Annotated in this window: 22 protein-coding genes and 1 pseudogene; 14 read left to right on the top strand and 9 right to left on the bottom strand. The window is 69.0% G+C overall.

The genetic code is table 11. The features are described from left to right. Nucleotides 1-5: 5 nt before the first annotated feature. The 4 genes from ruvA to HPY32_RS38835 form a co-directional block, all read right to left on the bottom strand. Nucleotides 6-611: a Holliday junction branch migration protein RuvA gene (gene ruvA, locus HPY32_RS38820; protein WP_067588035.1), complete on the bottom strand. Its 606-nt coding sequence runs from the start codon at nucleotides 609-611 to the stop codon at nucleotides 6-8. After that, nucleotides 608-1,177: a crossover junction endodeoxyribonuclease RuvC gene (gene ruvC / locus HPY32_RS38825; RefSeq protein ID WP_067595804.1), complete on the bottom strand. Its 570-nt coding sequence runs from the start codon at nucleotides 1,175-1,177 to the stop codon at nucleotides 608-610. The genes ruvA and ruvC overlap by 4 nt, the downstream gene beginning before the upstream one ends. A gap of 120 nt (nucleotides 1,178-1,297) precedes the next feature. After that, complete coding sequence (locus tag HPY32_RS38830; RefSeq protein ID WP_067588032.1) at nucleotides 1,298-1,759, bottom strand: acyl-CoA thioesterase; 462 nt, start codon at nucleotides 1,757-1,759, stop codon at nucleotides 1,298-1,300. Between the two features lie 63 nt (nucleotides 1,760-1,822). After that, a complete protein-coding gene (locus HPY32_RS38835; protein WP_067588029.1) occupies nucleotides 1,823-3,289 on the bottom strand; it encodes a mannitol dehydrogenase family protein in 1,467 nt (488 codons plus the stop codon). 73 nt (nucleotides 3,290-3,362) lie between these two features. On the opposite strand from HPY32_RS38835, the gene HPY32_RS38840 reads away from it, so the two are divergent. The 7 genes from HPY32_RS38840 (at nucleotide 3,363) to HPY32_RS38870 (ending at nucleotide 11,599) form a co-directional block, all read left to right on the top strand. Beyond that, a complete protein-coding gene (locus HPY32_RS38840; protein WP_067588026.1) occupies nucleotides 3,363-4,340 on the top strand; it encodes a sugar-binding transcriptional regulator in 978 nt (325 codons plus the stop codon). 5 nt (nucleotides 4,341-4,345) lie between these two features. Further along, entirely contained in the window at nucleotides 4,346-5,707 is a 1,362-nt protein-coding gene (locus tag HPY32_RS38845) for an ABC transporter substrate-binding protein (protein WP_067588023.1), read from the top strand. A gap of 8 nt (nucleotides 5,708-5,715) precedes the next feature. Continuing rightward, the gene (locus tag HPY32_RS38850; protein WP_373686724.1) at nucleotides 5,716-6,675 is read left to right on the top strand and encodes a carbohydrate ABC transporter permease; all 960 of its coding nucleotides are present in this window, start codon (nucleotides 5,716-5,718) and stop codon (nucleotides 6,673-6,675) included. After that, nucleotides 6,675-7,547: a carbohydrate ABC transporter permease gene (locus HPY32_RS38855; RefSeq protein WP_067588020.1), complete on the top strand. Its 873-nt coding sequence runs from the start codon at nucleotides 6,675-6,677 to the stop codon at nucleotides 7,545-7,547. The genes HPY32_RS38850 and HPY32_RS38855 overlap by 1 nt, the downstream gene beginning before the upstream one ends. A gap of 9 nt (nucleotides 7,548-7,556) precedes the next feature. After that, on the top strand, nucleotides 7,557-8,669 hold the full coding sequence (locus tag HPY32_RS38860) for an ABC transporter ATP-binding protein (RefSeq protein ID WP_067588017.1): 1,113 nt from the start codon (nucleotides 7,557-7,559) through the stop codon (nucleotides 8,667-8,669). Between the two features lie 55 nt (nucleotides 8,670-8,724). Further along, on the top strand, nucleotides 8,725-10,038 hold the full coding sequence (locus tag HPY32_RS38865; RefSeq protein WP_067588014.1) for a DUF2254 domain-containing protein: 1,314 nt from the start codon (nucleotides 8,725-8,727) through the stop codon (nucleotides 10,036-10,038). Nucleotides 10,039-10,135: 97 nt separating this feature from the next. Continuing rightward, entirely contained in the window at nucleotides 10,136-11,599 is a 1,464-nt protein-coding gene (locus HPY32_RS38870; RefSeq protein ID WP_082871365.1) for an alpha/beta hydrolase, read from the top strand. On the opposite strand, the gene HPY32_RS38875 is transcribed toward HPY32_RS38870, so the two are convergent. Then, complete coding sequence (locus HPY32_RS38875; RefSeq protein WP_171983267.1) at nucleotides 11,590-12,933, bottom strand: DUF2254 domain-containing protein; 1,344 nt, start codon at nucleotides 12,931-12,933, stop codon at nucleotides 11,590-11,592. The two genes, HPY32_RS38870 and HPY32_RS38875, sit on opposite strands and share 10 nt — an antisense overlap. 87 nt (nucleotides 12,934-13,020) lie before the next feature. Between HPY32_RS38875 and HPY32_RS38880 the strand changes: the two genes are divergently transcribed. The 3 genes from HPY32_RS38880 to HPY32_RS38890 all read left to right on the top strand — a co-directional run bounded on the left by HPY32_RS38880 (nucleotide 13,021) and on the right by HPY32_RS38890 (nucleotide 18,947). After that, on the top strand, nucleotides 13,021-15,423 hold the full coding sequence (locus HPY32_RS38880) for a CoA transferase (protein WP_082871363.1): 2,403 nt from the start codon (nucleotides 13,021-13,023) through the stop codon (nucleotides 15,421-15,423). A gap of 252 nt (nucleotides 15,424-15,675) precedes the next feature. Further along, entirely contained in the window at nucleotides 15,676-17,565 is a 1,890-nt protein-coding gene (locus tag HPY32_RS38885; RefSeq protein WP_156674449.1) for a hypothetical protein, read from the top strand. Continuing rightward, nucleotides 17,562-18,947: a serine hydrolase domain-containing protein gene (locus tag HPY32_RS38890; protein ID WP_082871362.1), complete on the top strand. Its 1,386-nt coding sequence runs from the start codon at nucleotides 17,562-17,564 to the stop codon at nucleotides 18,945-18,947. Before HPY32_RS38885 ends, HPY32_RS38890 begins: the two co-directional genes overlap by 4 nt. Before the next feature lie 372 nt (nucleotides 18,948-19,319). Here the strand turns inward: HPY32_RS38890 and HPY32_RS38895 are convergent, their stop codons facing one another. Beyond that, complete coding sequence (locus HPY32_RS38895) at nucleotides 19,320-19,997, bottom strand: DUF6461 domain-containing protein (protein ID WP_171983268.1); 678 nt, start codon at nucleotides 19,995-19,997, stop codon at nucleotides 19,320-19,322. 57 nt (nucleotides 19,998-20,054) lie between these two features. Between HPY32_RS38895 and HPY32_RS45325 the strand changes: the two genes are divergently transcribed. Continuing rightward, nucleotides 20,055-20,699, top strand: coding sequence for a hypothetical protein (locus tag HPY32_RS45325; RefSeq protein WP_231951637.1), 645 nt, complete (start codon nucleotides 20,055-20,057; stop codon nucleotides 20,697-20,699). 32 nt (nucleotides 20,700-20,731) lie between these two features. Here HPY32_RS45325 and HPY32_RS45330 read toward each other — a convergent pair. Beyond that, nucleotides 20,732-20,979: pseudogene (locus tag HPY32_RS45330) on the bottom strand (helix-turn-helix domain-containing protein); the annotation flags it as partial. Between HPY32_RS45330 and HPY32_RS46670 the strand changes: the two are divergent. Both HPY32_RS46670 and HPY32_RS38910 read left to right on the top strand, forming a co-directional pair. Then, nucleotides 20,980-21,336: an MDR/zinc-dependent alcohol dehydrogenase-like family protein gene (locus tag HPY32_RS46670; RefSeq protein WP_067587996.1), complete on the top strand. Its 357-nt coding sequence runs from the start codon at nucleotides 20,980-20,982 to the stop codon at nucleotides 21,334-21,336. A gap of 288 nt (nucleotides 21,337-21,624) precedes the next feature. Continuing rightward, the gene (locus tag HPY32_RS38910; RefSeq protein WP_156674448.1) at nucleotides 21,625-22,152 is read left to right on the top strand and encodes a hypothetical protein; all 528 of its coding nucleotides are present in this window, start codon (nucleotides 21,625-21,627) and stop codon (nucleotides 22,150-22,152) included. Between the two features lie 195 nt (nucleotides 22,153-22,347). On the opposite strand, the gene HPY32_RS38915 is transcribed toward HPY32_RS38910, so the two are convergent. Beyond that, nucleotides 22,348-23,100 carry a YebC/PmpR family DNA-binding transcriptional regulator gene (locus tag HPY32_RS38915; protein ID WP_067587990.1) on the bottom strand — a complete coding sequence of 251 codons (753 nt, stop codon included), beginning with the start codon at nucleotides 23,098-23,100 and terminating at the stop codon, nucleotides 22,348-22,350. Nucleotides 23,101-23,176: 76 nt separating this feature from the next. After that, nucleotides 23,177-23,794, bottom strand: coding sequence for a pyridoxal 5'-phosphate synthase glutaminase subunit PdxT (gene pdxT / locus HPY32_RS38920; protein WP_067587988.1), 618 nt, complete (start codon nucleotides 23,792-23,794; stop codon nucleotides 23,177-23,179). A 245-nt stretch (nucleotides 23,795-24,039) separates the two neighbouring features. Between pdxT and HPY32_RS38925 the strand changes: the two genes are divergently transcribed. Further along, on the top strand, nucleotides 24,040-25,725 hold the full coding sequence (locus HPY32_RS38925; RefSeq protein WP_156674836.1) for an APC family permease: 1,686 nt from the start codon (nucleotides 24,040-24,042) through the stop codon (nucleotides 25,723-25,725). Nucleotides 25,726-25,970 lie beyond the last annotated feature (245 nt).

Consider the following 25,970-nt stretch of genomic DNA (forward strand, 5'->3'; position numbering starts at 1 on the left):
CTGCGCTACCGGTTCTTACCGAGCAGTCCGAGCGCGGCCCGCAGCGCCCGGGAGGTGTCGAGGTCGGGCTGGTCGGCGAGGATGGCGTCGACCGCCGGTTCAGCCTGTTTGAGCGGGAAGCCGAGCCCGGTGAGCGCCTCCACCACCTGCTCGCGCACCGGCGTGACGACGGGGGCGGGCGCGCTGCCGGGCGGACCCGATTGCACCGGAACGAGATTCACCTTGTCGCGCAGCTCCACGACCATGCGTTCGGCGCCGCGCTTGCCGATGCCGGGCACCCGGGTGAGGGCGGCGACATTGCTCTCGGCGAGCGCCTTGCGCAGCGCCTCCGGCTCCAGCACGGCCAGCACGGCCATGGCCAGCCGGGGGCCGACGCCGGACACCGTTTGCAGCAGTCCGAACAGGTCGCGGGCCTCGGTGTCGGCGAAGCCGAACAGCGTCATCGAGTCCTCGCGGACGATCATCGCGGTGTACAGCCGTGCCTCGTCGCCGCGGGTGAGGGTGGCGAGCGTGGCGGGGGTGGCATTGAGCCGGTAGCCGACCCCGGCGGCCTCGAGCACCGCGTGGTCGAGGCCGATCTCGAGCACCTCTCCGCGCACCGACGCGATCACCGGGTTACCGCCTTTCGTTGCTGGGCAAGTCGTTCCGCGTAGCGGCGCTGCTGGTCGGCCGCCATCGCGCGGGCCTTCGCCATCCGGTCCAGCATGGGCGCGCGCCAGCAGTGGCAGATCGCCAGGGCCAGCGCGTCCGCGGCGTCGGCCGGTTTGGGGGCCGCCTGCAAGCCTAGGATGCGGGTGACCATCGCGGTCACCTGAGCCTTGTCCGCCGAGCCGTTGCCGGTGACGGCGGCCTTCACCTGGCTGGGCGTGTGGAAGGCCACCGGGATGCCGCGCCGGGCCGCGGCCAGCGCGATCACCCCGCCCGCCTGGGCCGTGCCCATGGCGGTGCGCACATTGTGCTGGGAGAACACCCGCTCGATGGCCACGGCCTCCGGTTGGTGGGTGTCCATCCAGTGCTCGGCGGCGTCGGAGACGCACAGCAGTCGTTCGGCCAGTTCCATATCCGCGGGCGTGCGCACCACGTCGACGTCCAGCGCCGTGACCTGCCGCCCGAGCCCGCCGTCGACGATGCTCAGACCGCACCGGGTGAGCCCGGGGTCGACGCCCATCACCCGCACAGCAACCAGCACCCCTCCGAGTCCGCGAACAGTTGTTCGAAGTTTAGCCGAGCGGGGGCATCGGTCCCGTCATCGACACGGCCGAATCCCGCCGAGCAAGCGCGGGTCCCACAGCCGACATCACACCTCCTCGTGCATCCGCATGGCGGCGGGGAGGCAGAGCAGCGTGGGATCGGCGGCGCGGCGGGCCCATTCCCGGGCCGGGTCGGCGATCAGCCGACGAGTCCGCAGGTCGAGCAGTCCGCTGAGATGGCTGACGGTAGCCGACAATTCGCCATCGGCCCGGGTGAGCGCGTGTTCGACCCGATAGGTCTTTCCCTGCGACCAGAGCCAGACGCAGGTCACGTCGACACAGTCACCCGCGCGCAACTCACGGTGATACCGAATGGTGGTCTCCAGATTCACCGGCCCCAGACCGTCACGCAGCAACTCGTCGACCGCGATACCCGCGGCCTGCACACACTCGAACCGAGCGTGATCGGCGTACTGCTGATAGGCAGACCCGGTCACATGCAGCTGCGGATCGACATCGGACACACGCGCGTCGAGGCGGATGGAAAAGGGTTGGGGTGAAGTCGCCACCCCACCACCCTGGCAGAAGGTACCGACAGGTTTCGCTTGAATTTTGCTGCGCGACCCCCGGACCTACTCGAGCCGTGGGCCGTCCCCCAGCAGGTCGGACAGGGTGGCGCGGGCGCCCCTGGTGTGCAACGACTTCAGGACCGCTGTGTAGGCCGCGACGAAGCGGGGCTGGTCGACGAGGTCGCCGAAGACGGTGCGGTCGGTGAGGAATGCGGTGGGGTCCTCGCGCTGGCGGCGGGCCAGCGGCATGAGGCGGTCGCGCAGCGGGTCGACGACCTCGATCGGGGCGCCCTGCTCGTCGACGCCCTCGGCGTAGCGCGCCCAGCTGGCGACAATGGCCGCGGCACAGTCGATCTCGCCGTCCGCGGCGAGGCGCTCGCGGACGACCGGCAGCACGAACTTGGGGATGCGGTCGGAGGATTCGGCGCACAGGCGGGCGACGGTGTCGCCGATGGCGGGGTTGGCGAACCGCTCGATCAGGGTGCGCTGGTAGCGGTCCAGGTCGACGCCGGGCACCGGGCGCAGCGTCGGCGCGGCCTCGGAGCGCATGTAGCGCAACAGGAATCGCTCGAACAGCGGGTCGCGGGCGGCCTCGTCGACCAGCCGGTAGCCGCACAGGTAGGCGAAGTAGGCCAGCCCCTGGTGGCTCGCGTTGAGCAACCGCAGCTTCATCAGCTCGTAGGGGGCGACGTCGTCGACGATCTGCACCCCGACCTCCTCGAAGGCCGGGCGGCCGAGCGAGAACGAGTCCTCTAGCACCCACTGGGTGAACGGCTCGGTCAGCACCGGCCAGCGATCGCGAATACCGTAGCGGCGCAGCACCTCCGCCTCCGCCTCCGGCGGGGTCACCGGCGTGATGCGGTCGACCATGGAGTTGGGGAAGCACACGTGCGCGGCGATCCAGTCGGCGAACTCGGGGGCGCGGCGGCGCGCGACGGAGGCGACCGCGGTGCGCGCGACCTCACCATTGCCCTGCACGTTGTCGCACGACATGACCGTGAACGGGACCAGCCCGCGCGCCCGCCGCCGCGCCAGCGATTCCACGATGTAGTCGAATACCGTGGTGGGCCCGGTATTCGGGGCCGCGTCGGCGGCGAGCGCCGGATGGTCGGCGTCGACCTCGCCGGTGGCCGGGGCGACGCCGTAGCCGCCCTCGGTGATGGTGAGCGACACGATGCGGGTGCCGGGATCGGCGAGCTTGGCCAGCACCGCCTCGGGATCGTCGGGCGCGTACAGGTATTCGACGATCGAGCCGATCGTGCGGGTGTCCCAGCCGCCGTCGGGCCCGATCGCCGACAGCGTGTACTCCCCGTCCTGGGCGGTGAGTACGTCGCGCATGCGGCGGTCGCCGGGGAGCACGCCCACCCCGCAGATCCCCCACTCCCGCGCGCCGCCGCGCCCGAGCAGTCGATCGACGTACATCGCCTGATGGGCACGGTGAAACCCACCGACGCCGAAATGAACGATGCCGGTGGACAACCCGCGGCGGTCGTAGGGGGGTTGCGAAAACGTTGTCTGTGTCACATCCATGATGCTACCGTGATCTGAGCAACAGCTCACAAGCTGAGCAAATGTTCAACCCCATACTCGCACAAGGAGCGTCGTGGCCTCCGAACAACCGCGGTCGACCACCCCGGACGAAGTCCGGCTCGCGCTGCGGGCCGCGCGGCTATATCACCTCGAGGGCGCCACCCAGGCGGAAATCGCTGCCATCCTGGGTGTTTCGCGCCCCACGGCGGGGCGGCTCATCGCCCGGGCCCGCGCTCAGGGCCTGGTGCGCATCGAGATCGCCCTCCCCGACGACCTACTCGACGCCGTGCACACCGACGTCGAACGAGAGCTGGAGGCCGCCTTCGGTCTCACCGAGGCGGTCGTGCTCGGCGAGGCCCCGGACGGCTCGGCCTCCGCGCTGCAACCGCTGGCGCAGGCCGCGGTCGGCGTGCTCGGCCGCCGATTACAATCCACCGACACCCTCGGCTTCACCTGGGGTCCCGAAACCGTCGCCGTCGCACGCGAACTGCGCTTCGTGCGCTGCGCCACCGTCGTCCAGCTCGACGGCTCCCTCACCTCCTCCGACTACGAGACCGGCGTCGACTTCACCCTCGGCCGCTGCGCCACCCGGCTGCGGGCCACCCCGGTCCGGCTGCACGCCCCGCTGTACGCCGACGCCGCGACGGTCACCGCGCTGGAACAGGATTCGGTCCTCGGCCGGGCGATGGCGGTGGGCCGCAACGCCGACGCGATGATGTTCGGCGTCGGCGCGGTCTCCACCGCCACCACCCTGTTCGAAGGCAGCTACCTCGACACCACCATCCTCGACGAGCTGCGCGCCCTCGGCGCGGTCGGCGAGATCGGCGGCCGGTTCTTCCGTGCCGACGGCACCGACGTCGCGGGATCGCTTGCGGCACGGACGGTCTCGGTCGGCCTGGACGCCATCCGCGCCTGCCCCGCGACCGTCCTCATCTCCGGCGGCGCCGCCAAACACCAGGCCATCCTGGGCGTGCTGCGCGGCGGCCTCGCCAAGATCATCGTCACCGACATCGAGTGCGCGCGGTGGCTGCTGGAACAGAAGGAGGGCTGAGGCCCATGCACTCCTCATTCGCCACCCGCGTGAAATCCGCCGCGGCGCTGGCCGTCACGTCGGTGCTCACGCTCGCCGGGTGCGCCGGGGCCGGGTCGTTCACCGGCGGCGGGCAGACGGTCACCATCGCCATGGTCTCCAATTCGCAGATGCAGGACGCCATCTCGCTGTCCGGCGAGTTCGAGCGGGAGAATCCCGGCATCAAGCTGAAGTTCGTCTCGCTGTCGGAGAACGAGGCCCGCGCCAAGATCACCGCATCGGTCGCCACCGGCGGCGGCGAATTCGACGTCGTCATGATCAGCAACTACGAGACCCCGCAGTGGGCGGCCAACGGCTGGCTGGTCGACCTGTCCAAATACGCACAGCGGACCCCCGGCTACGACGAGCAGGATTTCATTCCCTCCCTGCGTAGTTCGCTGTCCTACCGCGGCGACATGTACTCGATGCCGTTCTACGGCGAGTCGTCGTTCCTGATGTACCGCAAAGATCTGTTCGCTCAGGCGGGGCTCACCATGCCCGCCGAACCGACCTGGGACCAGGTGGCGCAGTTCGCGGCCGAGCTGGACGACCCTGCGCACGGCCGCTCCGGAATCTGCCTGCGCGGCAAGCCCGGCTGGGGCGAATCGCTCGCCCCGCTCGACACGGTGATCAACACCTTCGGCGGCCGCTGGTACGACCAGCAGTGGCACGCCCAGCTCACCAGCCCGGAAGTCGCTCGCGCCGTGCGGTTCTACATCGACCTGGTGCGCGCGCACGGCGAACCGGGCGCGGCCACCAGCGGTTTCGGCGAATGCGCCACGCAGCTGTCGCAGGGCAACACGGCCATGTGGTACGACGCCACCTCCGCGGTCTCGGTGCTCGAGGATCCCGCCTCCAGCAAGGTGGTCGGCAAGATCGGGTACGCGCTCGCGCCGGTCGCGCAGAAACCGAACTCGGGGTGGCTCTACACCTGGGCGCTGGGCATCCCGACCTCGAGCCACCAGACCGACGCCGCCTGGAAGTTCATCTCCTGGATGACCGGTAAGCCCTACATCCACCGGGTGGGGGAGAAACTGGGCTGGTCGCACGTGCCGCCCGGCAGCCGACTGTCGACCTACCGGATCCCCGAGTACGCGGCCGCGGCCCAGGCGTACGGCCCGCTCACGCTGCAGGCCATGGAGGGCGTCGACCCGGAACATCCCACCGTGCAACCGGTTCCGTACACCGGCATCCAGTTCCTCACCATTCCCGAGTTCCAGGACCTGGGCACCCGGGTGAGCCAGCAGATCAGCGCCGCCGTGGCCGGGCGCACCAGCGTCGCGGCCGCGCTCGACCAAGCCCAGCAGTACGCCGACACCGTCGGCAGGTCGTATCGAGGGAATCAGTAATGTCCGACATCACCACGGCCGCGCCCGGCCCGGTCGCGGCCGCCCCCGCACCCCGCGCCGCCATTGTCGAACGCGCGCACCGGGTCTCGCGCGCCGAGGGGTGGCGGCGGCGCGGGCCGCTGCTACCGGCGCTGCTGTTCACGATCGTGGTCACCCAGGTGCCGTTCGTGTTCACGCTGTACTACTCCACCCAGTCCTGGAACCTGGTCCGGCCCGGCTCCCGGCACTTCATCGGCCTGCGGAACTACGCGGATGTGTTCGCCGACAGCCAGTTCCGCGAGGTGGCGCTCAATACCGTGATCATGATCGTCGGCACCGTGCTGGTGTCGGTGGTGCTCGGGCTGCTGCTGGCGCTGCTGCTCGACCGCGCGTTCCTGGGCCGCGGCATCGTGCGCACCCTGCTGATCACGCCCTTCCTGGTCACCCCCGTCGCCGCGGCGCTGATCTGGAAGACCACCATGCTCGACCCGGTGTTCGGTCTGGTCAACTTCGTGCTGAAACCGTTCGGGGTGGGCCGGATCGACTGGGTCAGCAGGTATCCGCTGCCCGCCGTCATGGCCGATCTGGTGTGGCAGTGGACGCCGTTCATGATGCTGCTCATCCTGGCGGGGCTGCAGTCCATGCCGCGCGACATCGTGGAGGCCGCCCGCGTCGACGGGGCGGGCGCGCTGTCGATCTTCCGCGAGCTGACGCTGCCGCACCTGCGCCGGTTCATCGAGCTCGGCGCGGTGCTGGGGGCCATCTACCTGGTCAACACCTTCGACGCGGTGTACATGATGACCTCCGGCGGCCCCGGCATCGCCAGCTCGAATCTGCCCTTCTATATCTATCAGCGCGCCTTCCTCGGTTTCGATATCGGCCAGGCCGCGGCGATGGGCGTCATCACCGTCGTCGCCACCACCATCGTGTCGACGCTCGCGCTGCGACTGCTGTTCAAATCCTTCTCCGGCACCCAGGAGGGAGCCTGATGACCACCACCGCTCCCATCGAGAAAACCGCTGCGGCACAATCGGTCCCGATTCGCCGCAGGCGTTCGCGCGGCACCGGGCCGTGGGGCGTGCTGGCTTGGATCGTGGGCATCGGCATGTTCTTCCCGGTGCTGTGGATGGTGCTGACCGCCTTCAAACAGGAGGCCGACGCCTACACCGATCCGCCCAAGCTGTGGTTCACCCCCACCCTGCACCAGTTCGCGTCGGTGCTCGACAGCGGCATCGGCACCAGCCTGCTCAATTCCGCGTTCGCCACCATCGTGTCCACGATTCTCGTTCTGGTCCTGGGCATTCCGGCCGCGTTCGCGCTGTCGCTGCGCCCGGTGCGCCGCACCCGCGACGCGATGATGTTCTTCATCGGCACCAAGATGCTGCCGATCGTGGCGGCCATCGTGCCGCTGTACGTGATCGTCGGCGACCTCGGGCTGCTGGACAATGTCTGGGCGCTGGTCATCCTCTACACCGCCATGAACCTGCCCATCGCGATCTGGATGATGCGCTCGTTCTTCCTGGAGGTGCCGGGCGAGCTGCTCGAGGCCGCGGGCATGGACGGCGCGAGCCTGCCCACGGCCATGCGCGAGGTGATCCTGCCGCTGGTCTCCCCCGGTATCGCGGCCACCGCGCTGATCTGCCTGATCTTCTCCTGGAACGAATTCTTCTTCGCCGTGAATCTGACCGCCGTTCGGGCGCAGACGATTCCGGTGTTCCTGGTCGGTTTCATCACCGGCGAGGGCCTGTACTGGGCCCGGCTGTCCGCGGCCGCCACCCTCGCCGCCCTGCCCGTCGTGCTCGCCGGCTGGCTCGCCCAGAACAAGCTGGTGCGCGGCCTGTCCTTCGGCGCCATCAAGTAAGGAAATCCCATGGCCACCATTCATTACGACCATGCTTCCTGCGTCTATCCGGGCGCGGACACCCTCGCGGTCGACGCGCTCGACCTCGATATCGCCGACGGCGAATTCGTCGTGCTGGTCGGGCCGTCCGGCTCCGGCAAGTCCACCGCGCTGCGCATGCTCGCGGGCCTGGAGGAGATCGACGGCGGCTCCATCCGCATCGACGGCCGCGACATGGTGGGGGTGCCGTCCAAGGACCGCGATATCGCCATGGTGTTCCAGAACTATGCGCTGTATCCGAACAAAACCGTCGGCGAGAACATGGGTTTCGCGCTCAAGATGATGAAGGTGCCGGTGGCCGAGCGTAAACGGCGCGTCGCCGAGGCCGCCGAGCTGCTCGGCCTCACCCCGTACCTGGACCGCAAGCCCGCGAAACTGTCGGGCGGGCAACGCCAGCGGGTGGCCATGGGCCGCGCCATCGTCCGCGAGCCGCGGGTGTTCTGCATGGACGAGCCGCTGAGCAATCTCGACGCCAAGCTGCGCGTGCAGACCCGCACCCAGATCGCCGCCCTGCAACGACGCCTGGGCACCACCACCGTCTACGTCACCCACGACCAGGTCGAGGCCATGACCATGGGCGACCGGGTGGCGGTGCTGCGCGACGGCAGCCTGCAGCAGTTCAGCACCCCCGCCGACCTCTACGACCACCCCGCCAACGCCTTCGTCGCCGGTTTCATCGGCTCCCCCTCGATGAACCTGATCACCGCGCCCGTCGTCCCCGGCGGCATCGATATCGCGGGCACCACCGTGGAACTCCCCCGCGACCGCATCGCCGCCCTGAACGGCCTGGAAACCGTGACGGTCGGCATCCGCCCCGAACACCTCGTCTTGAACGGCGGCACAACCGGTTTCACCGCCACGGTGGAACTCGTCGAAGAACTCGGCAGCGAATCCTACGTCTACACCCGCATCTCCAGCACCTCCCGCACGCCTCTCGAGGGCGACTCTCCCGCCTTCGTGGCCCGCTCCCCGCACCGCGCCCCCGCCCGCCTGGCCGAATCCGTCACCCTCACCATCCCCGACCCGGCCACCATCCACCTCTTCCACCCGAAGACGGGAGCCCGCCTCGCCGCAAACGGGTAAATTTTCCCTCGAGGCGAGCCGGAAAGTCTGGTCGGCAGAGTGTTAGGAGCTCGCCATGGCCGGTATACATCTCGAGACGGACAGACGGCGGGAGACGCTGCGGACCAATCTGTGGTTCGTGCCGACGCTGGAGGTGGTCGGGGCCGTCGGCTTGTTCGCGGTCACCTACGGGCTGGATCGGGCCGCCTATCACGGGGCGTTCGCGATTCCGAGCTGGGTGATCGGGGGGACACCGGATGCCGCGCGGCAGGTGCTCACCGCCATCGCGGCCGCCATCATCACCGTGGTGGGGGTGGTCTTCTCGATCACCATCGTGGCGCTGACGCTGGCGTCCACCCAGTTCGGTCCGCGCATGCTGCGCAACTTCATTCGCGATCGCGGCACCCAGCTCACGCTGGGCACCTTCGTGGCGACCTTCGTGTATGCGATCGCGGCGCTGGTGGTCATCGGGCCGGACTTCGTGCCGCACATCAGTACCACGGTGTCGATCGCGTCGATGGTGGTGGATCTGGCCGTGCTCATCTACTTCATCAATCACATCGCGGGGCAGATCCAGCTGCCGAACGTCATCGCCGATATCGCTCGCGAGGTGAACACCGCGGTCGAGGCCAATCGCGACACCACCCCCGAGGCCACCCCGCAGGGGCCCGGGGTGACCGAACTGCTCGAACTGCTGGCCGAATCCGGCGGTGAGGTCCGCACGACCAGTCCCGGCTATCTGCGGTACATCCGCTACGACCGGCTGGTGCGGCTGGCCGCCCAGGAGAACGCGGTCATCGAATTGCCGTATCGGCCTGGGCATTTCCTCACCGAGGGGCAGGTGGTGGCCACGGTCTGGCCCGCCGAGGCCGCCGAGCGGGTGGCGGAGAACTTCGCGCGCGGGCACGTCACCGGCGCGACCCGCACCCTGGTGCAGGACGTGTCGTTCGGCATCGACCAGATCGTGGAGATCGCCCTGCGCGCCCTGTCCTCCGCGATCAACGACACCTTCACCGCGCTGACCTGTATCGATTGGCTGGGCGATTGCCTGTCGCGAATCGCGGTGTCCTGGAACCCCACTCCGGTGCGCCGCTGCCGGGACGGGTACATCCGGGTGATCGCCGCGCAGGTCAGCTACGAACGGCTGGTGCAGCGCGCCTTCGAGAAGATCCGGCAGGCCGGGGTCGGGCAGCCCGCGGTCATGATCCGCGAGCTCGACGCCCTGGCCCAGATCGCCGACCGCGCCACCGATCCCGAGCGCCGCCGCGTCGTCTACGAACAGGCGGCGATGATCGAACGGCAGGTCGCCGAATCGGTTTTGGAACAGGCCGACCGCGAGGACGTCCTGCGCCGCTGCCTGATCTTCCGCACCGCGCTCGCGCTGACCTGACCTGCGATATCGGCCCCTCCCTCAACCTGACTCGAAGGCGGCTCACAGGGAACCTCGAGCTAGGCCGCCAAGAATTACAGCCGTGTTTCCTGCGCCGATGGACGTGCCCACGACCCCGCCCCCGACGCCACCGAGCCCCGCGGTGGCACCGCCGCCAGCGCCACATCTGCTGTCGGCGAATATCAACCCGTACGGTGGTTTTCACCGCGGGCTGTCGCTGCTGCACGGCTGGCTACCCCTGACCATCGAGCTCATAGCGGTGGCGTTGCTGCTGCTCGCGCTCGCGCGGTTCACCAGGCGCTGGTGGCTGATCCGGGTGCCGATCTGCGTGGCGGTGGGCGCGCTCGCGGCGCTGGCCGGGTGGACCTTCATGAACAACCAGGGGCTGGCGTCGGATCCCGCGCCGATGCTGCTGTGGATCTGTGTCGGCGCGATGGTGGCGGCGCTGGCGCTGGCCGTCGTCGGCTGGCCCGGGGCGCGCTGGTGGCAGCGGGCGTCGGCGATCGTGGCGGTGCCGTTCGCGATCGCCAGCACCGCGGTGGTGCTCAACCAGTGGGTGGGCTACTACCCGACGGTGCAGTCGGCGTGGAGCGCGCTGACCGCCGGACCGCTGCCGCATCAGACCGACCTCGACGCGCTGCCCGGCCTGCGCGGCACCAGGATGACCACCGGAGTCGTTGTGCCGGTGGATATTCCGGATACCGCCAGCGGGTTCAAGCACCGCACCGAATACGTCTACCTGCCCCCGGCCTGGTTCGCCGGGCCCACTCCCCCGACCCTGCCCGCGGTGATGATGATCGGCGGCGAGTTCAACACCCCGGGCGACTGGTTGCGCAGCGGCCAGATCATGCCCGACATCGACAAATTCACCGCCGCCAATGGCGGCCAGGCCCCGATCCTGGTGTTCGTCGACTCCAGCGGCAGCTTCAACAACGACACCGAATGCGTGAACGGCCCGCGCGGCGACGCCGCCGACCATCTCACCAAAGACGTTGTGCCCTATGTGGAGTCGAAGTTCGGCGTGTCCTCGAACCCGGCGAACTGGGCGGTGGTCGGCTGGTCCATGGGCGGCACCTGCGCCATCGACCTGACCGTCATGCACCCGGAGCTGTTCCACACCTTCGTCGACATCGCCGGTGACGCGGGCCCCACCTCCGGCAACAAGGACCAGACCATCGCCCGCCTCTACGGCGGCAACGCCGCACAGTGGAACGCCTTCGACCCGCAGACCGTCATGGCCGCCCACGGCCCCTACTCCGGCGTGGCGGGCCTGTTCGACGACCTCACGCCCCCGCAGCGCACCGGCAAACACCCCGGCAACTTCCATCCGCCGAAGGTCGACGAGGGCCAGGTCGGCTTCGGCGGCCAGGACGGCGTCATGGACACCGGCGAGGTGGGCGCCGCCGAAAAGCTCTGCGCCGAGGGCCACAGGGAGGGCATCGACTGCACCATCCACACCACCCAGGGCGGCCACACCTGGCAATTCGCCTCGGCCGCATTCGATTCCTCGCTGCCGTGGGCGACGGCCCGGGTCGGGCTACCGGTGCCCGCTCAGCACTGACGGTCGTCGGCCGGGGCCGGGCCGCCCAGACCCTGCCAGTCCGGAGAGGTGGCGACGGCGCGGTCGAAGGTGGTGGAGAAGGCGGCCGAGTCGTCGTCGACGGCGGTGATCCGGTCGCGGACGGGCGCGAGGCGTTCGGGCGGGCAGCCGCGGAGCAGGTCCAGGTAGAGGGCGCGGAGGCGGCGGACTACCTGAATGGAATCGCGGCCGTAGTAACGGATTTCGTCGACGCCGAGGGACAGGTAGTCGGTCCAGTCGGAGCAGCGGTGGATCAGGCGCACCGCTCCGGCGCGGTCGCGGATGTGGGTGATGCCCAGTTCGCGGCCGGACAGGTTCAGCAGCAGCGCGCCGATGTGGTCGAGGGCCTGCACCGCCGTCGTCGGGTCGTTGACCGCCGGGGACAGCGCCTTGATGGCGATGTCGACCATGACGCGCAGCGCGAAGGCGGGGTCGGCGTCGACGACGCGTTCGATGCCGAACACGACGTGCCGCCGCAGCCGCCGCTCGCCGAGGCTTGTGGCGCCGTGGATTTCGAACAGCGGCGCGCCGGGCAGCACGAAATCGCCGATCGCCGGGACCGCGACGACCACGCATCCGGCGCGCGCCGCGAGTTCGGCGATCACCTCCTCGTCGAAGCCGAGCAGCACCCCCGCGCGCCCGGCATGCCGGACCACACGGTCGGGCGGGCCGAGATCGACCTCCGTATCCCCCTGGCTACCAAGGGGATACGGGTGCACCTCGGCCGCCCTGCGCGCCCCGGCCCGGGAGACCGATTCCAGCACCTTCACCAGCCGCAGGAAGTTGATCACCCGAGTGAGCAGGGTGAAGAACAGGGCGACGCTGGCGAGCGCGAGCCCGATGGCCAGCAGCGACGACAGCACCGGCTGGTAGTCCTCCACCCGGGCCCCGAGCCGCAGCGACACCAGCAGCGTGTACACGAAGGTCGCCATGAATGTGCCCAGCGCCGCGCCGACCACCCAGTCCTGGGTCAGCCGCGGCGCCATCCGGGCCGAGAGCGTCCCGGTGCCGAACTGAATCACCAACAGCACCACGGAGAAGACGAATCCGGAGAACGCGATCGTGCCCGACGCCACCGCCGACAGCACCGTCGCCATCACCGCGGCATCGAAGGTCCCCGCGAACTCCCCGGTCGGCAGCCTGGTCAGCTCCTCGGCCCAGCGCCGATCCAGATACGGCACCAGCCACGACAGCGCCACCGCACCGAGCACGATCACGGCGGGCAGCACCCACACCCGCCGCTGCCGATAGACCCACCGCACCTGACCGAACCACAGCCGCATGCCCATCACCCCATTTGCCAGGAGAATGCTCACGACCCTATCGGCCACCACCCCCATCGAGCCGTAGGAGCGGACCTTACTTCTTGGTAAGTTCTAGCCGGAACCCGGAGGAGGACACCCATGGTCGAACGAGAGCGCGGGACGATCTCGCCCTTGGCCGGGCTGCGGGTGGTGGAGTTCGGTCATTACCTGGCCGGACCCCTGACCGGCGTCCTCCTCGCCGATCAGGGTGCCGACGTGCTGACCGTCGTGCCGCCGACCGGTAGCGGCCTCGATCCGGCGACCACGGCAATCCTGCGGCGGGGCAAGCGGGTTCGGTCGGCGGACCTGCGCGACCGGGACGCCCGCGCCGCGGTGCGGGACCGGGTCGAACGGGCCGACGTGGTGATCGAGAACTTCCGGCCCGGGGTCATGGACCGGCTGGGTTTCGGTTACGAGCAGGTAGCCGCGACCAACCCGGCGGTGATCTACCTGTCGCTGCCCGGGTTCTCCCGCCACGACGACCGGGCCGCCATGCCCGGCTGGGAGGGCGTGATCGCGGCGGCGTGTGGCTTCTACACCGACCTGTCGCTGCCGGGCGCGGTGCTCGACGCCCCGCCGACCTACACGGCGCTGCCGCTCCCGTCGATCTATGCGGGGGTGCACGGCGCGATCGCCGTCGCGGCGGCGGTATTCGCGCGCCTGCGCCACGGGGCGGGCGACCGGATCGAGGTGCCGCTGCTGGACGCGGCGATGTCGGCCGCCGCGGGGCTGGTGTATCGGGTCCGGGATCAGCCCGATCGGTACAACATGCCACCGGCGCCCCGGCGGCTGCTCGACCTGCTGTCGGATATTCGGTTGCCGCGCAGCCTTTCCCGCACGCCGCCGGGCCGGTGGTCCGCCCGCAGTACCGCCTGGCTCGGGGAGCTGACCGATCGGTTGTCGCCGCCGCTGTTCGCCAACTATCGCTGCGCCGACGACCGGTATCTGTTCCTGTGCGCCATGGACAACGAGAAACACATCGCCCGGCTGCTCGACGTGACGGGCCTGGCCGCCACGGCCGCCGATCTCGGTTTCGTCCAGGGCAATTGCCTCGATGTGCCGCCGTCGCACCGCAATATCAATGCCTACCGGGGCACTTCGCCGCGGTGGATGCGGCTGCGCCGGGCCCTGTCTCGCGTCTTCGCCACCCGCCCGGCGATGGAGTGGGAGCGGCGCTTGACCGAGGCCGGAGTGCCCGCCGCGGTGCAGCGCAGCACGACCGAGTGGATCGAACACACCCTCGCCACGGCGTCGGGGATCGTCCGCCACATCGACGATCGTGCGGAACCCGGTGTCACCGTGGACCTTTCGGCGGCTGCCCGGGGCTTGCCCGCCTTCGCGCCCGGCCCGCCCCGCCCGCACCCGCGGACTCCGTGGCTGCACGGGATCACGGTGCTGGATCTGTCCAATGTGATCGCGGGCCCCTCCTGCGCCCGCACCCTCGCCGAATTCGGTGCCGACATCATCCAGGTCGCACCGACCGCGCCCCGCATGGGTCCGCGCCAGACCCTGCATTTCGGTCTCGAGGTCAATGCGGGCAAGCGCGGCATCGCCGTCGATCTCACCACCGACGCCGGGCGGCGAATCCTGCACGAGCTGACGGCCCGGTCCGACGTGCTCGCGCACAACTGCCTGCCGCGGCAGGCCGCGCGCCTGGGCTTCGATCCCGTTACGGCGCATGGGATCAACGATCGGCTGATCACCGTCGCCGTCACCGCATTCGGCGGCCCGGCCACCGACATCCATGACGATCTCCCCGGCTACGACCCGACCTTGCAGGCGGCCACGGGCATCATGACACGCTACGGCGGCACCCACACGCCCGCCCTCCACGGCCTGGCATCGTGCGTCGACTACGTCACCGGCTACTCCGGCGCCTACGCGGCAATTCTCGGATTGATCGCCCGCGCCCGCGGCGCCCGCCACATCCACGCCCGAACCTCGCTCGCCCGCCTGGCAACCTGGGTGCAACTCCCATTCCTCAACGCGCACGGGCCGCAACCGTCCGGCCTCGACGCCCGCGGCACCGGACCCACCGACCGGATCTACCGCGCCCGCGACGGCTGGCTGTTCCTCAGCGCGGGCCGACCCGACGCCCCGACTCCCGCCGACCTGGCCGCCATGATCGAAAAAATGACCGTGACCGACGCCATCGACCATGCCCGTTCGCGCGGCTGGGCCGCTCACCGTGTGGTCAACGCTCGAACCATGCGACGCCTGGCTACCACCGTCAGCCCACCCGACCCGTCCGCGCCGCTCCGCTCGGGACAGGTCCGAATTGCCGCCCACCCCAGCGGATTACGCTACTGGGTTCCGGTCGCCTCCTGGGTGCGCAGCGACCTCACACCCCGCCACGAACTCGCTCCGGCACCGCATCCCGGCCAGCACACCGACGAAATCCTCACCGCCCTCGGCTATTCCGACACCGCCATCGCCGACCTGCATTGCCACGGCATCGTCACCGACCGATGGTTCGACGGCGACGCCTACCTACCCGACTGAGCGGCGGACCGGCGGCCTGTGGCCGAAATTCGGTCCTTGACAGGCCGCGACAGCGGACTTAATTTCTGGTAATCACAGTTACCAGATAATCGGACCTCGGCCCGAAGACGCGCGAAGCGCGACGCCGAGCCGAGTCGGGCGGCCCCTCGGCCGGCGCAAAGGACACGAACCATGGCACGACGTACACCAGCTCGCCGTTCCTCCGGCGCGGCGCCTCGGCCGACCGCCCCGGCGGCAATACCGTCGCGATCGATGCGGGACACGATGCGAGCGGCAGCGGTCGGCGGATGTGCCGTGGTCACGGCCGTCGTCGCGACCGTCGTGGTCGCGCCGGCCACCCGGGCCGAGCCGGTCTACAACACCCGCACCGAAGAGATCGTGCACTCGCTCGCGCCGGATCCGTCGGTCGAAATCTCCTGGGTCAGTGTGTATTCCCCGCTGACGACCGGTTTCGCACCCCATCCCCCGGCCTGCGACTGGATCCACTATCTGCGCTACCGGGACAAGAACGGCCCCGCCGACTCGCGCGACGCGGACGCCGTCGTGACCGCGGAGGCCGGATTGCAGGGCGGGGCGAGCACCTACGACGTCAAGGCCCGCCAAGTGGTACACAAGGCGGCCGAGCAGGGCAGGCACATCGAATTCTGGAGCATGGAGCGCCGTCCGACCTGCCTGGTCGATCGCACCGGAATCGACGCCGCCGCGGCCGCGCACGACTATCACATCGCGCTGAACTACTACTTCGGCGGCGCGACCGTCGACGGGCGGAAGTACGCGGGAACGCTGGACTGGTGGGATGTTCCGGGCTCGACACACGGCAGCGCCTCCTGGCTGCGGGACATGCGCCAGGAGCAGGAGATGCGCGACTGGCACCAGATCATGGCCCAGGCCATCCCCGATACGGCGGCCCGGGGCCGAAAGGTGTTCTGCGGCGGCCATTCCTACGGCGGTCTGCTCGCGGGCCTCTACAGCGCTTGGGATTTCACCCTCGACCGGGCCAGCGCGGTACACGACGGTCCCGGATACGCGCAGTGCGCGGGCTTCTTCGCCGACGACTCGCTGGTGACTCCCGACCCGGCGGGCATGGGCAACACACCGATTCTGGGCAGCCTGGTCGAGCTGGCGGCCGGACTGGCCTACACCTACAACCGCGGCATCCCCGGGGTGACCGGCGGACTGTCGTCGCTGTACCCGTACATCGATTCCGCGCTGGTCCTTACGCCGGAGACCTACTACTTCATCGAAATCGCCGCCATGGCAGCGTATTTCGAGCCCGATACGGAGACCGATCTGCTGCGGCTGATACCGCACACCCCGAATGTCGATGCGGCGCTGCGCATCTTCCTTTCGCGCACCTACTTACAGGCGATCACCAACACCCCCGATGTCCGTAGCTTCCGCTACACCAATGCCGCGCTGTTCGGCGCGCTGCTGGGCAGCGCCGGGTCGCCGGTGTCCATTCTCGGCAGCAGCATGGGCTCCTACGGCGGATGTCCGGTGGCCGACAAGGACTTCCCCGTGCCCAACCAGCTGGCCGACCTGCACCTGCCCGGCCTCGAGGAGCTGCGCAAGATCCCGCAGTTCGCCAATTTCCCCGACCTGGGCGACCTCATCTCGCACGAGATCGCCCCCGGCGCCCGGCGAGTCGCACCGACCGACCCGGCCATCCTGTGCACCTGGCGCAACTACGACCAGGACCCACTGCCCGCCGCCGACGGCACCCCGTACACGACCAAGGCCCAGCAGGTCGTCGACCAGCACGACTTCGCCCGCACCTGGTTCGAGGGGCCCGGCAACTACATCGAGATGTACTTCCCCTACGTCCAAGCCCCCGGAAATACGTTCATGGCCAACATGAAATGGTGGGAATACGCTCAGGCCCCCCACCGCGAGGACGTGTATCACCGGCCGATGCTCACCACCCTCGGCTCGGTCGGCGAGATCAACGACGGCATCCACGCCCTCAGCCCCCTCACCGCCCTGTTCCCCGTCAGCGGACCCCTGATACCCACCAACACCGTATACGCCCCCAACCGCCACCACTTCGACGTCATCTTCGCCGCCGAGAAACAGAACGACGGCAAACCCGAAATCGGCAGCCAAGCCATGGCCGACTGGGTCATCCAGAACACCGTCCGATGATGCGGCGGATCGCCACGACAGTCGTGGTCTCACTGCTGGCGGCGGGGCTCACCGCCGTCGCGCCGCCCGCCACCGCATCCCCATCCTGCGCGAATCCGGACTCCCCCGCGATGTTCGCCGCCGCCGATCCGGCCGCCCTCGGCTTCGACACGGCACGACTGCGAGACGCCCTGGACTTCGGAAAAGCCAAGGGCGCCTGGGCGGTTCGCATCTACCGGCACGGATGTCTAGCCGACCGAATCGATTACGACGCCCGAGCCGCCGACAAGCTGCCCACCCCGCTGGCCAGTTCCAGCAAGGGCGTGCTGTCGCTGGCGGTCGGCCGCGCGATCACCCTCGGCCTGTTCGGCCTGGACGACCCCATCGGCCGCTACTTCCCCGAGGCCGACGCCGCGCACGCCGCCCTCACCATCCGGCAGGTGCTCAACCAGACCACCGGACTGAAGTTCACCTGGGCCGGTACCGGGGCGGGCCTGGCCACCGAGCAGGTGCAACAGGTGCTGCATGCGCCGTTCGTCACCGCGCCGGGCACCACCTTCGACTACGCCCAGGCCGTGCTGAACATCCTCGTGGAAACCATCGAACGCACCAGCGGCCAGGACTTCCTGGACTGGGTGCAACCGAACCTGTTCACCCCCTTGGGAATCCCGCGCGATTACTGGGTCTGGCTGACCGACCGCAGCGGAAAGCCGTCCGGCGCAGGCGGTCTGGCCATGCGGCCCGACTCCGACGCCCGGCTCGGCCAGCTCATGCTGCAACACGGCGTCTGGAACGGGCAGCGGCTGATCGACGCGGATTACCTCCGGCAGGCCGTCCAACCCACCGCCGCCAACGGCGGTTACGGATTCCTGTTCTGGCTCAACGCGGGCGACACCTACAAGACCGCGTCGGTGCCCGAACCGAAGGTCTTCGCCCACCCCATGTTCCCCGGCACGCCCCGCGACCTGTACTCGTTCGTCGGAGCCCTGGGCCAATTCATCACCGTCGTCCCGAGCCTGGACCTGGTCGTCGTGCGCACCGGCATCCCCCGGTCCATCGACCCCGGCAATCTCCAGCTCAGCCTGGCCGCCGAAAGCAATCCCGACAACAAGGAACTGCTCCGCCGCATCACCGCCGCGGTCACCGACGCCCCGCCCACGCCCTACGACGACCCCTACCGCTACGGCGACACCTTCGGCCCGGTCATCGGCAACCTCGGCGACCTCATCGAATGGACCGACCCCGCCCTCGTCGCCCAACTACTCCTCGGCTACGGCCCCGAATCCATCCCCGGCTGCGGAATCATCTTCTGCAACAACAGCAATATCGCCGCCGACGCCCTCACCCTGGCCACCCACACCTTCGATCAGGTCGGCCAGGCCATCGCCGCCCTCCCACGATGACAACGATCACTTCACCGTATCCGCCTGCAGCGCACCGCCAGCCGATCCACCACGACCCCCAACCGCGCCCCACACTACTGGAACTGTTGGAATTCGATGACCACGAGAGGCGAGAGCTTCTTCAATTGCGAACCGCCGCAAAGGAACGCGGGTGGTGGGCTCGCTACTCGGGAATCATCGGACCTGACCTGATGCCGCGCAACCATTCATCTCCCTCCGCACCGACGACTGGCCCGCGTTCCTCGATGCCGCAAGAGGTTTCGAAGGCGCGAGCCGACGCGGTCTGCCCGCGATCGAACACCACGCTTCGGGAGAAGTCAGTCTTCACGCCGCCGACGGGACCACCCTCACCTACCTGCGGCTACTGGGCGATCACCTGTACGCGACGGGTCCGACGAGCATCGCGCGATCGAGGATTTCCGGGATGAACCGCACTTGGGTGAGCTTCGCGGCCAAGGCGAAAGCACTCGGCAGGGCAGAGAAGTAGTCGCTCTCGGCCCTGTCGTCCTCGTCGTCCCAGTCGTCCGCGTCGTCGCGATCGTTCTCGTCGTCCCGCCTGTCCACCGTCATGCCGAGTTCCCGCATGAACCCGTTGAGCCGGTCGGGCTCGGAGCCGTGTCGAAGGTAGGGGCAGTCCAAGGGGTGGTAGCCCGTGACAATCGTGCCGTCGATCGCGTACGCGAGGCTGTCCTCGGCGTAGTCGTGCCGAGTGATGGCCAATACCTCACCATCACGCGACAATTCGGCCAGAACCTCGGGGAGCGTGGCCATCCACCCGATCGGCTCGATGGCCACGCTCCACTCACCGACCTGCACGACACCGACGGCGCCTCCCCCGGATCCGCCGCCGGTTTCGATGGAGAACTCGGTGGCCTGCTCCATCAGCCTGGCGAAGCCCGATTCCTGGCCGTGATCCTCGCCGCGGCTGAAACGGCGCACCACCTCCGACGGGTCGAGCCCGCGGAAGAAGGCCACGGTGAAGATCTCGCCCAACAGGCAGTCACCGTCGTGGAGCCACCGGAATGGGGCCAAGGGGTCGGAAGACGTCATAGCGTGCATGATGGCAGGCGTTACCGACAATCGGCGGCTCCCGGTAGGGTTTCGCGAGTGCCGATTATGTTCGATACCAGCGGGTTCCGGCAGATAAACGAGGACGTGTGGGACTACCCGCTCACCGGTGATCGGGTGCTTCGCCAGTACACCCCTGGTGTCCCGACGATTCCCGCCGCGCTGGAAGACTTACCGACCCTGCGGCGCTCCCTGGCCGAAGCCAGTGCCGAAAGCGGCTGTTTGATCGAGGCGCATGTCGTCTCCTTTGCGGGTCTTCCGGCGCTGTTGCGGTTCGAGAAGATGCGGCATTGGAATCAGCCCGGCGGCCTGATCTACACCGCGTCGATCATCGTGCCGAGGGCGACCGGTGCCGCAGCGCTGCTCGTGCTGTGCGCCGACAATGATTTCGCCGGTCTGCGCGACGCCGCGATCGCAACGAGGGTGGGGATCGACCGCATGAACCCACCGCACCCCTACGCCCCGCACGTTCGCGGCGACCTGCCCTACAGCGTGGGCGACGACGCACAGTGGGACCAGGAGTTCCCCGGTCACGCTCTGACCCGCGCCCGTCGATGGTTCGGCGAGCTGTCCCGAACCGTGCGCATCGATCCGCGATTCGCCGCCCTGCCACCCTTTTCCGGCCCGATCCCGGACTTCCCGGGCATGACCCCGCTCTCCGATCCGCCGCTGCCCCCGTCGTAGCAGCCCGTTCCGGCGATTCCGAGTCGGCACGGGTGCTGGCGCAGCGACGCGCCCGTGGCGAAGCCGACCTCGGTGGCAATGCGGTCGATGGGAAGATCGGTGGACTCCAACAACTCTCGGGCGCGGAACAGGCGCTGCTGGATGAGCCAGCGGCCGGGTCTGGTGCCGACCTCGTCGCGGAAGCGGCGGGCGAAGGGGCGGCCGCATTGGCCACCTCGCTGCCGTCATCGTTGCGAATCAGGTGCAGGCACAGGTCGATTCCCGAGGCCGCACCCGCAGAGTGCTTCCTAATCCCCACGGGCACGGCACCGCAGCCGAAGAGGCACCGGGCCCCACCCCGCGCCTTCGCCCGCAAGTACGCCACCTGAGCCATATCGAAGCCTCCGCCGTCACGCTGGCCGCCCTCACCGCCTGGCAGGCCCTCGTCGATACCGCGAATATTCAAGCGGGACAGCGGGTTCTGATCCACGCGGCCGCGGGCGGGGTGGGCCATTTCGCGGTGCAGATCGCCAAGCACCGCGGCGCGCACGTGATCGGTACCGCGAGTTCCGCCGCTCACCGGCGAGAACGCCATCCGCTCGCCGCGCCCGGTGATCGCCGACACTTTCCCGCCCGCCGGGGCGCACGCGCTGGGTGAAACCGGCCGCACCGCAGGAAAATTGGCGCTCACCGTGCGATAGACCACGGCGAGCCCCTATTCCTCGGCGCCACAATTATCGTGTCCGTGAAGCATTGGGCAGCAACATATTTGGTTTGCAGTTCGGATGCTGTTCGCGAAATCCACAGCGCGCGTTGGCCACAACTTTTCCATTTGCTACTCGCAGGTAGGTTGGAGCGTTGTATTTTGAGATCCCCCTCGGAGGATCTCTATCGCCGAGCGTGGTGTGAGTCCTCCGGAAAACAACACAGCAGGAGGTACGTCGAAATGGCATCGAGGCATTTCCGAGCCATGGCTCTCATGGCCGCGGCGGCGCCGCTCGGCCTGGCACTGATCGCGCTACCGGCGGCGCCCGCCCAGGCCGCCAGCGGGGATCTGAGCTGCTCGGCAACGCTCAATCTGTCCTTCAGCCCGGCGCTGGTCGTCGGCGGTAGTTCCACCGCCCAGATCGGCGGCAATGTCAGCGGATGCACGTCGTCCAACGGCCAGCACTCCGACCTGACCTCCGGCCCCCTCTCCGGCAGCGGTTCCGGGACCGGGGCCTCGAATCCCATCTTCCCGTGCGGCGTGTCGCCCAACGGCAGCGGCACCGGGACGATCACCTGGTCGACGGGCGCCACCAGCACCGTCTCGTGGCAGGTACAGGGCACCTCGTTCACCGCGACGGTGACCGACGGTCAGCTCAGCGGCGACGCGATCACCGCCTCGCTCAACGGCTTACCGCAGGCCACCTGCGATTCGACCACCGGAGGCATGTCCGCCGTGTCGGTAGCCGCGAACGTGAGCTTCGCCTGAATAACGCGTCGACCGGCGGGTGACCGGGCAGTACTCGCCGCCTGACGCCGAAGGCCGCCCGCACGCGAGGGTGCGGGCGGCCTTCACTACGTCATCCCCGTGTGCCAGGCACTACGTCATCCCGGCATGCATACGCACCAGTGGTCCCGGGCCATGCACACCCACCACTGGTCCCGGCATGCTTTTGGCCGGGACCTACGCGTCCAACTCTGCCAGAATCTCGTCCGACACATCGACATTGGTGTACACGTTCTGCACGTCGTCGCTGTCCTCCAGCGCGTCGACGAGCTTGAACACCTTGCGCGCGCCGTCGGCGTCGACCGCGACGCTCACCGACGGCTGGAATCCGGACTCGGCGGAGTCGTACTCGATGCCCGCCTCCCGCAGCGCGTCGCGCACCGCGACCAGATCGCCGGGCTCGCTGACGATTTCGAACGAGTCGCCGAGGTCGTTGACCTCCTCGGCGCCGGCGTCGAGGACCGCGGTGAGCACGTCGTCCTCGGACAGGCCGTTCTTCTCCAGCGTCACGATGCCCTTGCGGTGGAACAGGTACGCCACCGAACCCGGGTCGGCCATATTGCCGCCGTTGCGGGTCATGGCCACGCGCACCTCACCGGCGGCGCGGTTGCGGTTGTCGGTGAGGCATTCGATCAGCACGGCGACGCCGTTGGGGCCGTAGCCCTCGTACATGATCGTCTGCCAGTCGGCGCCGCCGGCCTCTTCACCACCGCCGCGCTTGCGGGCGCGCTCGATGTTGTCGTTGGGGACGGAGTTCTTCTTCGCCTTCTGAATGGCGTCCCAGAGCGTCGGGTTTCCTCCAGGGTCACCACCACCCGTCCGCGCCGCGACCTCGATGTTCTTGATCAGCTTGGCAAACATCTTGCCCCGCTTGGCATCGATCACGGCCTTCTTGTGCTTGGTGGTGGCCCATTTGGAGTGGCCGCTCATTCCCCTACTTCCTTCACGTCCGTTGCTCGAGTTCGGGCAGACAACTGTGCCAGTCTACTAGCCCTCACCTGGGTCTCTATCGGGCGGAGCTGACCGCGCGCTCGCGGACCGAGTCCACGAACATCCGGTGCACGCGCAGATCGCCGGTCACCTCCGGGTGGAACGAGGTCGCCAGGACGTTTCCCTGGCGCACCGCGACGATCTTGCCCTCCGCCGGACCCGACGGTACCCGGGCGAGAACATCGACGCCGTCCCCGACACGCTCCACCCACGGCGCGCGGATGAACACCGCGCGCACCGGGCCGTCGTCGAGGCCGGTGAGGTCGAGGTCGGTCTCGAACGAGTCGACCTGCCGCCCGAAGGCATTGCGGCGCACCGTCATATCGATGCCGGACAGCGACTGCGCGTCCGGGCGGGTGTCGAGCACCTCGCGGGCCAGCAGGATCATTCCGGCGCAGGAACCGAAGGCGGGCAGGCCGTCGCGCAGCCGCTGCCGCAGCGGCTCGAGCAGCCCGAACACCTCCAGCAACTTGCTGATCGCGGTCGATTCCCCACCCGGCAGCACCAACCCGTCCACGGCCGCCAGCTCGGATTCGCGGCGCACGCTCACCGGGTCGGCGCCGCATTCGCGCAGGGCGGAGAAGTGCTCGCGCACATCGCCCTGCAGTGCCAGCACACCAATCGTCGGTCTCACGCAACGAGCATAAAGAGCGGGGCCGCCGCGTCCTCCCCCGGCCCGGTGCGCGCTGTTGTTCTGGTCACCCGGGCGTCAAGAGTTCGCAAGGAGAGGATTCAGCGGGGTGAACGTGCGGAACACTCGCGCAAGTGACCGACGTTCTGCCAGAAATCGAGCCCGCGACCGGCGGGCCGGAGGAACCCCCGTCAGCTCACCGGGGTCTGACCGTCTCCACCGGCCTGGCCGGTCTGTCGCTGGATGCCATGGCCTCGGTCGCCTACGGGCCCGAGGCGATCGTGCTGGTGCTGGCGGCCGCGGGCAGCGCGGGACTCGGGCTGACGCTGCCGGTGACGCTGGCCATCGTGGTGCTGCTGGCGGTGCTGATCGCCTCCTATCGGCAGGTGATCGCGGCGTTCCCGGACGGCGGCGGCGCGTACGCGGTGGCGAAGAAGCATCTGGGGCGGCGGACCAGCCTGGTGGCGGCGGCCTCGCTGATCGTGGATTACGTGCTCAATGTCGCGGTGTCGATCGCGGCCGGTGTGGCGGCGCTGACCTCGGCGTTCCCGGCGCTGCTGCCGTACACCATGTGGATCTGCCTGGTGGTGCTGGTCGGTATCACCGCGCTGAATCTGGCCGGTATCCGAGAGAGCGCGCGGGCGTTCATGGCGCCGACCGTGGTGTTCGTGGCGGGCATCCTGGTGGTGATCGTGGCCGGGCTGCTGCGGTCGGCGCCGGAGGTCGTGGAAACCGGTGCCGCCGTGGCCACCGAGTCCCGCACCATCGGAATCCTGTTGCTGCTCAAGGCGTTCTCCAGTGGTTGCGCGGCGCTGACCGGTGTGGAGGCGATCGCGAACGCGGTGCCCAGCTTCGAGCGGCCGAAGGTGCGGCGCGCGCAGCGGGCGGAGGTGGCGCTGGGCGTGCTGCTGGGCATCATGCTCATCGGCCTGGCCACGCTGATCGGCAAGTTCTCCGTGCACCCGATCGACGGCACCACCGTGCTGTCGCAGCTGACCGAGGCCGCGCTGGGGCACGGAATCGCCTACTACGTGGTGCAATTCGCGACGGTGGCGCTGCTGGCGCTGGCCGCCAACACCTCCTACGGCGGCCTGCCGACGCTGACCAAGATCCTTGCCGACGACAACTGCCTGCCGCACCGGTTCGCCGTCGCCACCCCGCGCCAGGTGTATCGCTACGGCGTGCTGGCGCTGGGCGTGTGCGCGGCGGTGCTGCTGGTGGCGTCCGGCGGCAATATGAACGCGCTGGTGCCGCTGTTCGCGATCGGCGTGTTCGTCGGGTTCACCATCGCCCAGGTGGGCATGGTGCGGCATTGGCTGCTCGCCGGGGTGGGCGGCTGGCGGTTGGCGCTCAACGGTTTCGGCGCGGTACTGACCTTCGGGGCGGCGGTGGTGACGACGGCGATGAAGTTCACCGCGGGCGCGTGGCTGATCGTGCTGGTGCTGCCGCTGCTGGTGCTCGCCATGGAGCGCGTCCGCCGGACCTACGGCCGCATCGACACTCGCCGCGGCATCGGCTGCGTGCCCGCGCAGCCGCAGGCCACCGGCACGGTGATCGTGGTGCCGGTGTCGGAGGTGTCCGAGCTGAGCCGCGAGGCGCTGTCGGCGGCGCTGTCGCTGGGCCACGACGTGGTCGCGGTGCACGTCTGCCTGCCCGGCGAGAACACCACGCTGTTCACCAAGGCATGGGCCGCCTGGCATCCCGAGGTCCCGCTGGAAATGATCGACGCGGGCGACTGCACGGTCGGCGGTCCCGTGGCCCGCTTCGTCCGCGACAACTTCGACGGCCGCCGCAAGGTGGTGCTCATCGCCGAGGTCGACCCGCCCACCGGCTGGGACCGCGTCCTGCCCAGCCACCGCAGCGACGAGTTGGAACGTCAACTGCGGCGGCTGCCCGATACGGTGGTGTGCCACTTGCGAGTTCAAGCGGCCTGACGCCGGAGCGACAATGCCGTACCCCTAATCGGTGCGGCATTGTCCCGACTGAGTGAGCGAAATTCCCGACGCGCGAATTAGGCTGCTGCACAACCATTTTCCCATGTGTCCGGACACATTGCCGGACCGGTCGGGCGCTGTATCCGCCAACCACCTCCGAACGCCACCGTCTGGAAACGAACCGTTCACGATTGCGCCGTAGCGTCGCCGGTTCAACGGAGAAAGGTACGTGTCGGGCGAAAGGG

Origin of the sequence: Nocardia terpenica (assembly GCF_013186535.1) — a bacterium.
Lineage (GTDB): Bacteria > Actinomycetota > Actinomycetes > Mycobacteriales > Mycobacteriaceae > Nocardia > Nocardia terpenica.